Source organism: Flavobacterium sp. BFFFF1, from assembly GCF_002256285.1.
Lineage (GTDB): Bacteria > Bacteroidota > Bacteroidia > Flavobacteriales > Flavobacteriaceae > Flavobacterium.
In genome coordinates this window covers 54533-68872 of record NZ_NKJE01000016.1, presented here as the reverse complement: position 1 = coordinate 68872, position 14340 = coordinate 54533, and the positions used below count along the sequence as shown (strand labels likewise).

Sequence of the window (14340 nt, the reverse complement as noted above, 5' to 3'; positions counted from 1 at the left end):
AGGCCTTTTAAAGAAGTGCCTCTCTTTTTTTATGATGAAATGGAAAGGTTTTTTCTGTTTTTTCGGCGCTTGTAGTGGGTTTGTCTTAAATGCTGGTCGCCTGAAATTATGCTGATGTTACCGTCAATTTCCAGCATACCCAATTTTACATCTTTAACATTTTCAATGCCGTGCTCGTGAATGGCTTCCATCAGCTCGTCGTATGATATGCTTTTGCTTGCCAGGACCTTATAGTCAGGTTTTCCATTATGGATTAATACCAATGGCTTTTCCTGCAATATTTCGCCGAAGAACTTGTACTTATAGATCAATTTTTTAATGATGAAATTTAGCGTAAATAATACCAATGCCGCGGCCAGGCCACCTAAGAGCGTGCTGTTTGAACCCACCATTGCGTTTTGCACGGAATTGCTGATCAATAGAATAAGCACAACGTCTGCCGTGTTTAACTGCGACAATTCCTTTTTTCCGAAAATGCGCAATGCCACCAGCATGAATACATAGACCGCAACGCTGCGGAGCAAAATATCAACGTATGGATTCATGCCTGAAGGTTTTGGAATTTTTGTTTTTAAAGTGGGCCTCAATGGCTAAAATCATTTCGCCTGCGATGTCTTTATTGGTAGCGCCTTCAATGCCTTCGAGCCCAGGTGAGGAATTGACCTCCAGAAGCAGCGGCCCCTTCGAGGAACGGATGATATCGACTCCTGCCACTTTTAAATCCATGGCTTTTGCCGCCTTGATGGCTATTTTTTTCTCTTCAGCGGTAATTTTAACGACTGAGGCGGTACCCCCCAGGTGAATATTGGCGCGAAACTCGCCCGGTAATGCTTCCCGCTGAATGGCTGCGACCACTTTGCCGTCAATTACAAAACAACGGATATCTTTCCCATTGGCTTCTTTGATGAATTCCTGCACCAATATATTGGCGTTTAGGCTTTTAAATGCGTTGATGACACTCTCCGCAGCTTTCTTGGTTTCTGCCAATACTACACCTTTTCCCTGAGTCCCCTCAAGCAATTTGACGATAATTGGAGGACCTCCAACCATTTTGATCAGGTCATTGGTGTCCAGTGGAGAGTTTGCGAAGCCAGTTGTAGGAATGTCAACACCATGATTCAAGAGCAATTGGAGCGAAAAGAGTTTATCCCTGGACTGGGTGATTGCAGCGGCGGAATTTAAGCAGAAAACCTTCAGTGCTTCAAATTGTCGCGTCAGTGCACAGCCGTAAAACGTAATGCTTGGCCTGATTCTTGGGATGATCGCGTCAAAATCGTTTAGGATGCGCCCCCCGCGATAGTGTATTTCGGGCGTGGTGGCATCAAGCTTCATATAACATTCCTTGATGCTGAGGAAATGCATCTCATGTCCGCGCATCTCGCCGGCTTCCATAATGCGTTTGTTGCTGTACAGTTCCGGGTTACTTGCGAGAACGCCGATTCGGAGGCCGCCCTGATGTGTGACGGCGGCTTTATAAATCTCTTTCAAACTGTCTGAGGTGGGTTCGCCTAACAAGTACTTTTCTTCCGGATCAACCAGGACCCTTCCGCTCATGGCCTCCCGGCCCAGTAACATCCGGAAACCCATAGAGTCGCGGTTGGTTAGTGTGATTTCGATTTGCCATCTTTTCCCGCCGATTTCGAGTTCGGAACCGATCACATAGCGTTGCTCGCGGTATCCGCTTGAGCTTTTTACGATCCTTTTGTCAATCAATTTCGATTCACAATGAATGATGGTTTTTGCATTGTTCTGGATTGGATTGATATCAAATTTTACCCAGTTTTCACCATTTTTCAGAAATGGCGCGATATTGATGGCGTGTAGTGCGGAAGTTTTTGCTCCCGAATCGACGCGCGCTTTGATGGTAGGGATTCCGAGGGCAGGGAAGGAGCACCATTCCTCACTTCCGACGATAACTTTTTCTGCGTGCATTTTTAAAGCTTATAGATATCAAATGTATGTTGAAAAAACTTAAGTGTAAAAAGAAAAGCCCCTGAAATTTTAGTTCCAGGGGCTTTGTGATCATAAAACTGCATTTAATTCGTTGGCTCTTCGGCTTTTTGTACCTTAACGGTCAGTTCCTGAGCGGTATCATCTTCAAGGTCCATGAAGATTTCATCACCATTTCCAATTTTAGAAGTAATGATTTCCTCTGCCAACGCATCTTCGACATACTTCTGGATGGCCCTTTTCAATGGTCTTGCTCCAAATTGTTTGTCGAATCCTTTGTCGGCAATAAAAGCTTTCGCCCGGTCTGAAAGGTTCAGTTTGTAACCAAGGTCAGCGATCCTGGCATATAATTTCCTTAATTCAATTTCGATAATCTGGTCAATATCGTGTTTTTCCAACGGATTGAAAACAATCACATCATCGATCCTGTTCAGGAATTCCGGTGCGAATGATTTTTTCAAAGCGTTCTCAATCACACTTTTCGAATGTTCATCCGCTTGGGAAATCTTCGCAGAAGTTCCGAAACCAACGCCCTGACCGAAATCCTTTAATTGGCGTGCGCCGATATTCGAGGTCATAATAATAATCGTGTTCTTAAAGTCGATTTTGCGTCCCAGACTATCCGTCAAGTAGCCATCGTCAAGCACCTGGAGCATCATATTGAATACATCGGGGTGCGCTTTCTCAATTTCATCCAAAAGTACTACGCAATAGGGTTTTCTTCTTACCTTTTCTGTCAGTTGCCCTCCTTCTTCATAACCAACATATCCCGGAGGTGCGCCAACCAATCGGGAAATGGCAAATTTTTCCATATATTCGCTCATGTCAATTCGAACCAGTGCGTCTTCAGAATCAAACAATTCCTTTGCCAAAACCTTGGCCAATTGGGTTTTACCAACTCCGGTTTGTCCAAGGAAAATAAAGGACCCAATAGGGCGATTCGGGTCTTTTAGCCCCGCACGGTTACGCTGAATGGAGCGTGCAATTTTTAACACCGCTTCGTTTTGTCCAATTACCTTATCTTTGATGAGATCAGGCAGCTTGGCCAGTTTGTTGCTTTCCGTCTGTGCGATGCGGTTAACCGGAATGCCCGTCATCATCGATACCACATCCGCCACATTGTCTTCAGTGACTAAAATTCGGTTGCTTTTAGAATCTTCTTCCCATTGTTCCTGTGCAATAGCGAGGTCTTTTTCAATGCGTTTTTCATCATCGCGAAGCTTGGCCGCTTCCTCGTATTTCTGTTTTTTAACCACCGTATTTTTAAGCTCACGCACTTCTTCAAGCTGGCGTTCGAGGTCCAGAATCTGCTTAGGCACGTCGATGTTCGTGATGTGTACCCTTGAACCCGCTTCGTCCATAGCATCAATGGCTTTGTCCGGAAGGAACCGCTCTGACATGTACCTGTTTGTCAACTTGACACAGGCATCAATCGCTTCTGGCGTGTAAATCACATTGTGGTGGTCTTCGTATTTGTTTTTAACGTTATTCAATATGGTTATCGTCTCTTCGACGGAAGTCGGCTCTACAATCACTTTTTGAAAACGACGTTCTAACGCACCATCTTTCTCGATATACTGGCGGTATTCATCCAGTGTTGTCGCACCAATACATTGGATTTCGCCTCTGGCCAGTGCAGGCTTAAACATGTTCGACGCATCTAATGATCCTGTCGCGCCACCAGCGCCTACAATGGTGTGAATTTCGTCAATAAACAGAATAATATCATCATTCTTTTCAAGCTCATTCATGACCGCTTTCATTCTTTCTTCAAACTGGCCGCGGTATTTGGTGCCTGCCACAAGGCTGGCCAAATCCAAAGTAACCACGCGTTTGTTGAATAGGATGCGCGATACTTTTTTCTGAATAATGCGCAAGGCAAGTCCCTCTGCGATGGCTGATTTACCAACGCCAGGTTCCCCGATTAACAATGGGTTGTTTTTCTTGCGACGGCTTAATATCTGCGAAACGCGCTCAATTTCTTTTTCGCGCCCGACTACGGGATCGAGTTTCCCTTCCTCTGCCATTTCAGTCAGGTCCCTTCCGAAATTGTCCAAAACGGGCGTTTTCGATTTCTTATTTGACTTATTGGCGGGGTTGTTAAAGCTGCCTTCTTTCAGGCTGTCATCTTGTCCTGAATCTTCGTTATAAGATTCGTTTTTCGGCAGATTGTCTAAAAATTCTTCTTCGCTTGGCGTCATATTTAAATATTGTTCTTTAGCTGTATCATAATCGATTTTGAGCTTATTTAACAGCTTGGTTGTGGGGTCATTTTCATTTCGTAAAATGCATAGTAAAAGGTGCGCTGTACTGATAGAACTACTCTGGAAAACCTTTGCTTCAAGAAACGTGGTTTTTAAGGCGCGCTCTGCCTGACGGGTAAGGTGGAGATTCTTTTTATCATTACTGATCTCAACGGTCGGACTGGCAGGACTGAGGATTTCCACCTTACGGCGCAAATGTTCCAGGTCTACTGAAAGGTTGTTGAGTATATTAATCGCTTTTCCGTTTCCGTCACGCAGGATGCCAAGCATCAGGTGCTCCGTACCGATAAAATCGTGCCCCAGACGCAATGCTTCTTCCTTACTGTAAGTAATAACATCTTTTACCCTTGGTGAAAAATTATCATCCATAATAAATAAGATTGGTATTGTAAATTTAATGATTATATCCTGCAAAAGCAAAAACCATACCTGCTCAGGGTGCTGACAGCTAATTGACAAAAAAATATCGGAAAATAAAAGTTAAATGGTCATCAACTTATTAACCGTTACCGCCGCGACTTTTGTTAATAAATCAGGCAAATTTCTACTCGTTTATATACGGGAAATAATGTGAAAAGGTTATATTAGCGGGATTTTATAACTAAGTAATTTTAAACCAAAATAAAGAATATGTCTGACGGAGAAAGGTTGATTCCTATTAACATTGAAGACGAAATGAAGTCAGCTTACATCGATTATTCGATGTCAGTTATTGTATCAAGAGCGTTGCCTGATGTCAGGGACGGTTTGAAACCGGTTCATAGGAGGGTACTTTACGGAATGTATGAATTAGGGGTGCTTTCTAACAGGGCCCATAAAAAATCAGCGAGGATTGTTGGAGAAGTTCTCGGTAAATATCACCCCCATGGTGATACCTCTGTATACGATGCCATGGTGCGTATGGCACAGGAATGGAGTCTGCGGTACTTATTGGTCGACGGCCAGGGTAACTTTGGCTCTGTCGATGGTGACAGCCCAGCGGCAATGCGTTACACCGAAGCCAGGATGAAGAAAATCTCGGAAGAGATTATGGCTGACATTGACAAAGAAACAGTGGATTTTCAGCTTAATTTTGATGATACGCTCTATGAGCCAAAGGTAATGCCTACCAAGGTTCCTAATCTTTTGATCAATGGGGCTTCCGGAATTGCTGTGGGTATGGCTACCAATATGCCTCCCCACAACCTCACAGAGGTGATTGACGGAACGTTGGCTTACATCGACAATAATGATATCGAAATTGATGAACTTATCCAGCATATTAAGGCGCCAGATTTTCCGACAGGAGGCGTGATTTATGGATATGAGGGTGTGCGGGAAGCATTTAAGACAGGTCGTGGCCGGATCGTGATGCGTGCCAAAGTCAACTTTGAAGAGGTTGAAGGACGTGAATCCATCATTGTTACTGAGATTCCTTACCAGGTCAATAAAGCTGAAATGATCAAGAAGACGGCGGACCTCGTGAATGACAAAAAAATTGAAGGCATTGCCAACATCCGTGATGAATCGGATAGGAATGGGATGCGCATCGTTTACATCCTCAAGCGGGATGCGGTTCCTAACGTAGTTCTAAATACCTTATATAAGTATACGCAGCTCCAGTCTTCTTTCAGTGTCAACAACATTGCACTTGTCAACGGCAGGCCGCAGATGCTGAACCTGAAAGACCTAATCCACTATTTTGTGGAGCACCGCCATGACGTGGTCGTGCGCCGTACGCAATTCGATTTGCGCAAAGCAGAAGAAAGGGCACATATCCTTGAAGGTTTAATCATTGCTTCGGACAACATTGATGAAGTTATTGCTATAATCCGCAGTTCTGCAAATACCGATCAGGCACGTGAACGCTTGATGGAGCGCTTTAGCTTATCTGACATCCAGTCGAAGGCCATCGTTGAAATGCGTTTACGCCAGCTTACTGGCCTGGAGCAAGATAAACTCCGTGCAGAATACGAAGAAATCATGAAGCTGATCGAGCGCTTGAAAGCGTTATTGGCAAGCAAAGAACTCCGTATGGAATTAATTAAGGAAGAACTGGCTGAAATCAGGGATAAATATGGAGATGAGCGTCGTTCGCAAATCGAATATTCCGGCGGGGATGTCAGCATTGAAGACTTGATTGCGGATGAAAATGTGGTAATCACAATTTCGCATGCCGGTTATATCAAGCGTACTCCGCTTACGGAGTACAAGACGCAAAACCGTGGTGGAGTCGGGCAGAAAAGCGCCGGTACCCGTGACCAGGATTTCCTGGAGCACATGTATGTGGCCACAAACCACCAATACATGTTGTTCTTTACACAGAAAGGAAAATGTTTCTGGATGCGTGTATATGAAATTCCTGAGGGAAGTAAAACCAGTAAAGGCCGCGCCATTCAAAACCTTATCAATATTGAAAGTGACGATAAGGTGAAAGCCTTTATCTGTACACAGGATTTAAAAGACCAGGATTATATCAATAACCATTACCTGATTATGGTGACGAAGCAGGGACAGGTGAAGAAAACTTCATTGGAGCAATATTCAAGGCCAAGGGTTAATGGCGTCGCTGCAATTACGATTCGCGAGGATGACGAATTACTGGAAGCAAAACTCACCAACGGTGAAAGCCAGGTACTCGTCGCGGTAAAATCAGGAAAGTTAGTGCGCTTCGAGGAAAGCAAAACCCGACCTATGGGTCGAACTGCCTCAGGAGTAAGGGGAATCACATTGCAGGATGACAAAGATGAAGTCATCGGGATGGTTACCGTAAATGATATGAATAGTGAAATTCTCGTAGTGGCTGAAAATGGCTATGGAAAGCGCTCAAGCCTTGAAGAATATCGCGTTACCAATCGTGGTGGAAAAGGTGTGAAGACTTTAAATATCACTGAAAAAACAGGTAAACTCGTTTCTATTAACAGCGTGACAGATGCCGATGACCTAATGATCATCAATAAGTCCGGACTTACCATTAGGATGGCAGTTGAGGATCTAAGGGTGATGGGCCGCGCTACTCAAGGTGTAAAATTGATCAACATCAAAGGCAACGACTCCATCGCTGCTGTAACTAAAGTAATGAAGGAAGACGAGGTTGAAGCACTCGAAGGTGCTGTAGAGGAAGCAGTTTCTGAAGGCAGGCCTCTTGAAACCGACGACATCACTTCTGAAGTCAATGACGACGAAAACGATGGGCCGGTCTCAGATGGGGATATCGATATTGAGGAATAGTAATTTAAATAATTTAATATGAAAACTAAATATGTAATATTGGCTTCGGCATTATTGTTTTCAGCAGGATCTTTTGCACAGAAAGACCAGTTAAAAGCCGCTGAAAAAGCCATAAAGTCTGGAAATACTTCCGGAGCGGAAGCAAGCCTTGCAGAAGCAGAACCACTGCTTTCAAACGATGATGACCGGGCACAGTTTTATTTTGTTAAAGGAAACATGTATGCGAAGCTGGCGGATCGGGGTGTCGAAACTACAAAAAATTACACCCTTGCTTTAAAAGCCTTCCAAAGTCTTAGCGAACTGGAGAAAAAGAATGGCAAATCCAAATACACCAAGCAAGTTGAAGCGGCACAGCTTATTGCAGTCAACGGATTGAAAAATGACGCATATAAAGACTACACTGCGAAAAATTATAAGGAGTCTGCAAAAAAATATTACCAGCTTTATGATTTGGACAAAACACAGGTGGATTATCTCTACAATGCGTCGAATGCCGGGTTACTTTCAAAAGACTATGATCTGGCGCTTCCATATTTGATCGAACTTAAAAAAATCAATTACACCGGAGAAGGAACTTCATTTATTGCGGTATCCAAACTTTCTGGCCAGGAAGAAGGATTTTTGACAAAAGAGGCAAGAAATAATGCAGTCACCATTGGAACACATGAGAAGCCGAAAGATTTGAAAATCGAATCAAAGAAGCCTGAGATTTTAAAGAACATTGCTTTAATAGAAATGGATAAGGGTGTCTTAAATGATGATGTCAAAACTGCCATTGCCGATGCCCAGGCCGCAAACCCCAGTGATACTTCCCTTTTGATGAACGAAGCGGTATTGTATTATAAAAATAAGGATACAGAAACATACAAAAGAATCATCACAAAGATTCTTGAAAAAGATCCTAACAACGCGGAGCTGGTGTTTAATCTTGGGGTGATCAGCTATAATAACAAGGATTATGCAAATGCTGAGAAGTTTTATAAAAGAGTTTCCGAGATTAATCCGAAATACAAAGGTGTAGATTTTAACATGTCCGCTTTGAAGCTTGATAATGCTCAAAATCTGCTCGACCAGATGAACAAACTAGGTACTTCACCCGCAGACAATAAAAAATACGATGAACTAAAAAAGCAACGGGATGCTGTATTGAAAGAATCAGTCACGTATTTGGAGCGCGCAATGGAGGCTGAGCCTACAGACTTAGATATAAAAAGATCTCTTGTAAGTGTTTATAAGGCCCTTGATATGATGGATAAGGCGGCTGCGCTGAAAGCAACGATCAAAGAATAAGTATTTTAAGTACTATAAAAAAGCCTGCATTTTGCAGGCTTTTTTTTATATGATTTTTTTAATCACCCTTAGTTTATGGGTGTGCCGATTGGTCTCTGCATTATAAATCCCTAAATGGTCCAACCGGTCAATCCGGACTTTTCCGCTCGCGTGAATGATGTAGTTGTCTTTCATGATAATGCCAACGTGGATAATGTTTCCTTCTTCATTGTCAAAAAAAGCCAGATCACCGGGCTCACTCTCTTCGATGAAGCTTAACGGTTCGCCCTGCGTAGCCTGTTGCGAGGCATCCCGCAAAAGTTTATATCCATTTAACTTGTATACCATCTGCGTAAAACCGGAACAGTCAATTCCAAACGGGGTTTTTCCACCCCACAGATAAGGTGCGTTGAGATACATAAAAGCCGTATTGATCATTTCATGCTTGGCCTTAACACCACTTGTCCTCATGCCTTCAAATACAAAATCAGTAGTATTTATATCTGTATGGTTGAGAAACGAGAGTGATGCGCCCAGAGGAACAGGCATCAGGATATTATTTCCCGAGGTAACATATTCTATCAGATCGGCATTCAATACGACTGCATCTTCGCAAAGCTGCAAATAGTCGTTTTTCGAAACTACCTGGAACTGTTTTACATCGACCCATCCCTCGTATTGGTCATAATGCAGTTTTATTTTTGCCCAGGGTCCGTATTGTTCAAGAACCTCAAAATGCTCGCCAAATAGTACCTGCGATACAATTTCACTCTTGTCGCTCGCCTCGGCGCGTAAAGGAATAATGGCCAGGTTACAGATTCCGTGCATTAATGGTTGGTTTTTTCTGGAAATTAGTTCCAAATGTCCGAAAATCATTCGGTATTTTAAAATTATAATCTAAAATTTGAAGTATAAATCCGATTCAAAAACAAGTAGCCGATGTTTGGATTCCGCGCTTTCACCCGGATTATTTTTTTGAGAAGCTATTCCTCCTGTCCGCTGTATTCGCGATTAACAAAAACTACGGCAAAAAGCCTTGTTTTTCTAAATCGCGAGATGCCACCCGACTTTTCGGGGCCATTAGGGCTAGGCGCGCCGGTGCAAAAAAAATAGATTCCAAATGAACCAAGCTGTGGTCATCTGAAATCTATTATTCCTGCCATTGTGGGTTTATACCCGTTCGATGACAATCGCCGAAGCGCCACCGCCACCATTGCAAATCGCAGCAGCACCGATTTTTGCATTATTTTGCTCGAGGACGTTAATTAGCGTTATGATAATCCTTACTCCGGACGCACCCAGCGGGTGTCCCAGTGAAACCGCTCCTCCGTTTACATTTACTTTATTGTTGTCTAATCCCAATATTTTTGCATTGGCCAAACCTACAACGGAAAAAGCTTCGTTGAATTCGAAATAATCAACATCAGCGATGGAAATACCTGCTTTTTCCAGTGCTTTCGGTAGGGCTTTCGCTGGAGCTGTAGTAAACCATTTTGGTTCCTGGGCTGCATCGGCATAGCTCTTGATATAAGCCAAAGGCTTTAAGCCCATCGATTGCGCTTTTTCCTCGCTCATTAATATTACGGCGCCGGCACCATCATTTATCGTAGATGCGTTTGCGGCTGTTACCGTCCCGTCTTTTGTAAAGGCTGGATTTAAGGTGGGGATTTTATCCAGTTTTACATTTGTATACTCTTCGTCCTTTATAACCATTACAGGCTCACCACGACGCTGTGGTACTGCTACAGGAACTACTTCATTGTCAAATTTTCCTTGCTCCCAGGCTTTTGCTGAACGCTCGTAAGACTGGACCGCAAAAGCATCCTGATCTTCTCTGGTAAAGCCATACTCTTTGGCACACATATCGGCGCAAACACCCATCGCGTTGTTGTCATAAGCATCAGAAAGGCCATCTTTTTGCATGCCGTCAATCATGGTCGCTGGGCCAAATTTATTTCCTGTCCTTAAATGAAGATAGTGCGGAATCAAACTCATATTTTCCATGCCACCCGCAACAACGATTTCTGCATCGCCAGACATAATCGCCTGCGCACCCTGCATCACTGCTTTCATTCCCGAAGCGCAAACTTTGTTTACTGTAGTTGCAATAACGCTGTTCGGAAGTCCTGCAAACAATGCGGCTTGGCGGGCTGGCGCCTGTCCAACACCGGCCTGTACCACATTACCCATGATTACTTCATCGACAAGGTTTGGGTCCAGGTTAATTTTTTCCAAAGCGCCTTTTATGGCAGCAGCACCCAAATTGGGAGCAGATACGGTGGATAAAGCACCCATAAAGCTTCCTATAGGCGTCCTTGCAGCAGAAACTATTACAACTTTTTTATTCATGACATGGTATTTGTTTAATTAAGTTGCGAATTTAATAAATTGCCATAAATAAATGTAGAATGAATTAAGAATATTGCATTTTAAAATCAATCGATTTCGTGAACACCTGCTAATCTTATTTTGTTTGTGATTTCAATACATTAATCGGAACGATGAGATTAGTTGCGCGTGATTGAGTTGAAGCAGCCTGCCATCGATACTAAGTACAGTCAGATTGGCATGCGTAAATGCAGGCGATTGATAATCCTGCGAAGCATTCTTTTTTGAAATAGAAAAATGCGACCGTTTATGAATAAAAAAGAAATTGAAAATCAGTGGTTATGTTGTGATCGCAGCATTCCCGAAGCTTCGGGAGAACCTTCGACCGTCCAACAATAACGAATCATTTTTGGAAGGAACTGTGCGTAAATAAAAAAACCACTGAAAATCAGTGGTTATGTTGTGATCGCAGAAGGATTCGAACCTTCGACCGCCTGCTTAGAAGGCAGGTGCTCTATCCAGCTGAGCTATGCGACCGCTTAAGAGCTGCGTCCGAGAACTTCAATCTGTCGGGGTGGCAGGATTCGAACCTGCGGCCTCCTGCTCCCAAAGCAGGCGCGATAACCGGGCTACGCTACACCCCGAAAAAAACAGCGGAGAGACAGGGACTCGAACCCTGGCGACGTTTGCACGTCGACAGATTAGCAATCTGCTCCGTTACCACTCCGGCACCTCTCCTGTTTTTTAAGAACGCTCTATCGTTTTAAAGCGGTTGCAAATGTAAGTGTTCAATATATATTTTACAAACAAAATAATTGTTTTTTTGGAAGTTTTTTTAAAGCTGTTAACAATCAGTTACATACATTTTCAAATTTAGTGATAAATTGACTTTACAATTAAGATTGGTTCCGTATTCATTTTTGACTAACTTCGTTCTAAGCCAATTTCAGCCTATATGAAGCATTTCCTCTTACTCTTATTTCTATTGATTTCGTTTAGCAATTCAGCCCAGGAAATCATCTCAGACACAACATTCGTAAGGCTTAGCGACTACAGTTCGGATTTTGTCTTCGACATGAAGTATGCCACAGCTGATAATTTTCTTAAAGCAAAAGTATACGATTGTGCTGAATGCTACCTTCGGTTAAAGACAGTGAAATCGCTTATTGTTGCCAATAATAAGTTTATGAAACTTGGTTACAGAATCAAACTATTCGATTGTTACAGGCCCATTTCCGTGCAGAAGAAAATGTGGATTATCGTCAATAATCCAGACTATGTGGCTGATCCGTCGAAAGGTTCGATCCACAATCGGGGCGGAGCGGTGGATATTACCCTTGTTGATATGACAGGCGCAGAATTAGATATGGGGACTGCTTTCGATTTCTTCGGAATTGAAGCGTCACACCGTTACGATGGATTTTCGGCAACGGTCAACCGCAACCGCAGGAAGCTTAGAAAAATAATGGTCAAGAGCGGGTTTAAATCGTTTGACTCGGAATGGTGGCATTATAATCTTGCAGGTTCAAATAAGAATTCCTTGTCTGATTTTAAATGGGAATGCCCCTAATCTTCAATGCACTTTAGGTATTCCAGAAAATAACGCGCAGGTTGGTAGGACTTACCAGTCAACTCTGATGTTAGTTCCTTTTTTATAATATAATCAACTACCTCTGTACTATATTTCACACGTAAAAGGGAAACAGGAGAAGTCTTTAAATCGTCCATACCGCCCTGAATGAATAAAAAATTCCCAGATAAAAAACGGGTATATTTGTTCTCTTCTTCCACGCGCATCATGGTACCGCACGTCTCCTCCTTGGTATGCAGAAGCGTCACAATCTTACCGTTTTCAAGCTGCAAATAAATCCTGGAGTTTGCATCGAAGCAATTGGCCTTGATGAAGTCACCACTTTTTTGGATGTTCTGTAACTTTAAAATCGGTGTACCACTGCTGTTAACGAGCGAAAAAAAGACATAGGCAGATTTTCCTGCGAAATTTTTTTCCGTCATTACATAATCTGCCGTAGCCCTATAAGTACCGAGGCTATCGGTAAATTTCTGTGCATAGTCACAGTCCTGGGCTTTTGTCGTCAGACCAGTAATAAACGATAAGATAATTAGGGCGTATTTCATTGTCGTGTAATTTTGGCACAAATTAAAGCTATTTTATTATTATCGGCGTCGGTGGTGAAAAAACAATAATCGTTACCACCGTCTTTTATTTTCCATTTTTTTCGGATGGCGTCAACCGTTTCGGGAAAATTACGAGTAGAAATATTAATTTTCCTGCCTTCGAACTTTGTTTTCATGGTTGTTTTGTCATACTTAAGTGACTCCAGAACCTCGAAAATACGTCCAGGAAACCCGCAAACTTCATCTGATGTATATAAGTGCGAGTGCCTGTGCAGTTTTTCAACGTTGTATTTTACTGCAACCGCATCAAATCCTCCTGATTTCATGATGGCGCTGTTTGGTTCATACAAATATTTTTTCGGCATCGATAAAGGAGCATGACAAACCGCGCTTGCATCAAAGGCAAAGACTTGCCGGCCATCTTTCTTAAGGTTGACGGTCTTGATTTGTGTACTGCCCCTGTGGTTGCGATCCAGCTCCCACAGCAATTCTTTCACCTCGTTTTCCAACGCAACAACATGGATACGCTTTATATGCTTCAACTCTGAACCGCCGGCGGATATATCCAATAATGGTGCAGTTTTGATGAAGACTTTGTCTGATTTTAAGAAATACGTATCTAGTAATTCCGGGACATTTGGCAGGCAGTCCTTCAACATAAAAACTTTTCCCTTAACATCGTTGCGGCGCGAGGGGTCGACATAAATCCAATCGTATCCGGCGGCTGAATTTTGAATAATCGAATCGCTGTTTCCTGAAATGCAGGTGATGTTATCGGCATGAAGCTGTTTAAAATTATGCGCGACAATCGATGATAGCTCAGGGTTGATTTCACAATGGATCACTTGTGAAACCACTTTTGCAAAGTAATAGTCATCCACGCCGAAACCGCCCGAAAGGTCAATCAGGCTTTCTCCTGAAACGATTTCAGATTTGTATGCAGCCGTTTGCTCCGACGAGGTTTGCTCGACCGAAATCCTGGAAGGATAATAAATATCAGCAGTATTAAACCAGGTGGGCAGCTTGGTTTTGGCTTTGGTTTTGGCTGCGATCTGGTTTAAGATTTCAATCCAATTTGTCTCCGGGAATGGGTTTCTTTGGAATGCCAATGCATTCAAGTCGGCATCAATATGATCGTCAATAAAACTTTGAATTTCAAGGGATAGTAATGAAGCTTCCAAAG

10 protein-coding genes and 3 tRNA genes are annotated in these 14340 nt (G+C 42.9%); 3 read left to right on the top strand and 10 right to left on the bottom strand.

The annotated features are described in order from the left end of the window. Positions 1-29: 29 nt before the first annotated feature. From CFE23_RS11100 to CFE23_RS11090, 3 genes are all read right to left on the bottom strand, one after another. Positions 30-545 (bottom strand): YetF domain-containing protein, encoded by a 516-nt coding sequence (locus CFE23_RS11100; RefSeq protein WP_291087911.1) that lies wholly within the window; start codon positions 543-545, stop codon positions 30-32. Continuing rightward, the gene (gene rimK, locus CFE23_RS11095; protein WP_291087907.1) at positions 529-1932 is read right to left on the bottom strand and encodes a 30S ribosomal protein S6--L-glutamate ligase; all 1404 of its coding nucleotides are present in this window, start codon (positions 1930-1932) and stop codon (positions 529-531) included. Before rimK ends, CFE23_RS11100 begins: the two co-directional genes overlap by 17 nt. Before the next feature lie 104 nt (positions 1933-2036). Next, positions 2037-4583, bottom strand: coding sequence for an ATP-dependent Clp protease ATP-binding subunit (locus tag CFE23_RS11090; protein ID WP_291087903.1), 2547 nt, complete (start codon positions 4581-4583; stop codon positions 2037-2039). A 261-nt stretch (positions 4584-4844) separates the two neighbouring features. Here CFE23_RS11090 and gyrA point away from each other — a divergent pair, with 261 nt between their 5' ends. Both gyrA and CFE23_RS11080 read left to right on the top strand, forming a co-directional pair. Continuing rightward, on the top strand, positions 4845-7424 hold the full coding sequence (gene gyrA, locus CFE23_RS11085; protein WP_291087900.1) for a DNA gyrase subunit A: 2580 nt from the start codon (positions 4845-4847) through the stop codon (positions 7422-7424). 18 nt (positions 7425-7442) lie between these two features. Continuing rightward, the gene (locus CFE23_RS11080; protein WP_291087897.1) at positions 7443-8714 is read left to right on the top strand and encodes a tetratricopeptide repeat protein; all 1272 of its coding nucleotides are present in this window, start codon (positions 7443-7445) and stop codon (positions 8712-8714) included. A 45-nt stretch (positions 8715-8759) separates the two neighbouring features. Here the strand turns inward: CFE23_RS11080 and CFE23_RS11075 are convergent, their stop codons facing one another. The 5 genes from CFE23_RS11075 to CFE23_RS11055 all read right to left on the bottom strand — a co-directional run bounded on the left by CFE23_RS11075 (position 8760) and on the right by CFE23_RS11055 (position 11759). Continuing rightward, a complete protein-coding gene (locus CFE23_RS11075) occupies positions 8760-9521 on the bottom strand; it encodes a C40 family peptidase (protein WP_291087894.1) in 762 nt (253 codons plus the stop codon). Positions 9522-9863: 342 nt separating this feature from the next. Continuing rightward, complete coding sequence (locus tag CFE23_RS11070; protein ID WP_291087892.1) at positions 9864-11042, bottom strand: acetyl-CoA C-acyltransferase; 1179 nt, start codon at positions 11040-11042, stop codon at positions 9864-9866. A gap of 442 nt (positions 11043-11484) precedes the next feature. Next, positions 11485-11558, bottom strand: a tRNA-Arg gene (locus CFE23_RS11065). Positions 11559-11590: 32 nt separating this feature from the next. Continuing rightward, positions 11591-11665 (bottom strand) — tRNA-Pro (locus CFE23_RS11060). A 10-nt stretch (positions 11666-11675) separates the two neighbouring features. Further along, a tRNA-Ser gene (locus CFE23_RS11055) sits at positions 11676-11759 on the bottom strand. A gap of 217 nt (positions 11760-11976) precedes the next feature. Between CFE23_RS11055 and CFE23_RS11050 the strand changes: the two genes are divergently transcribed. Further along, complete coding sequence (locus CFE23_RS11050) at positions 11977-12591, top strand: M15 family metallopeptidase (protein WP_291087888.1); 615 nt, start codon at positions 11977-11979, stop codon at positions 12589-12591. Here CFE23_RS11050 and CFE23_RS11045 read toward each other — a convergent pair. Together CFE23_RS11045 and CFE23_RS11040 are read right to left on the bottom strand one after the other, a co-directional pair. Beyond that, on the bottom strand, positions 12588-13157 hold the full coding sequence (locus CFE23_RS11045; protein ID WP_291087886.1) for a hypothetical protein: 570 nt from the start codon (positions 13155-13157) through the stop codon (positions 12588-12590). The genes CFE23_RS11050 and CFE23_RS11045 overlap by 4 nt on opposite strands. Continuing rightward, positions 13154-14338 (bottom strand): class I SAM-dependent methyltransferase, encoded by a 1185-nt coding sequence (locus CFE23_RS11040; RefSeq protein ID WP_291087883.1) that lies wholly within the window; start codon positions 14336-14338, stop codon positions 13154-13156. The genes CFE23_RS11045 and CFE23_RS11040 overlap by 4 nt, the downstream gene beginning before the upstream one ends. Positions 14339-14340 lie beyond the last annotated feature (2 nt).

Coding starts and splice junctions, on each gene's coding strand:
- CFE23_RS11100 (WP_291087911.1), bottom strand. CDS start 545: ATGAATCCATACGTTGATATTTTGCTCCGCAGCGTTGCGGTCTATGTA.
- rimK (WP_291087907.1), bottom strand. CDS start 1,932: ATGCACGCAGAAAAAGTTATCGTCGGAAGTGAGGAATGGTGCTCCTTC.
- CFE23_RS11090 (WP_291087903.1), bottom strand. CDS start 4,583: ATGGATGATAATTTTTCACCAAGGGTAAAAGATGTTATTACTTACAGT.
- gyrA (WP_291087900.1), top strand. CDS start 4,845: ATGTCTGACGGAGAAAGGTTGATTCCTATTAACATTGAAGACGAAATG.
- CFE23_RS11080 (WP_291087897.1), top strand. CDS start 7,443: ATGAAAACTAAATATGTAATATTGGCTTCGGCATTATTGTTTTCAGCA.
- CFE23_RS11075 (WP_291087894.1), bottom strand. CDS start 9,521: ATGCACGGAATCTGTAACCTGGCCATTATTCCTTTACGCGCCGAGGCG.
- CFE23_RS11070 (WP_291087892.1), bottom strand. CDS start 11,042: ATGAATAAAAAAGTTGTAATAGTTTCTGCTGCAAGGACGCCTATAGGA.
- CFE23_RS11050 (WP_291087888.1), top strand. CDS start 11,977: ATGAAGCATTTCCTCTTACTCTTATTTCTATTGATTTCGTTTAGCAAT.
- CFE23_RS11045 (WP_291087886.1), bottom strand. CDS start 13,157: ATGAAATACGCCCTAATTATCTTATCGTTTATTACTGGTCTGACGACA.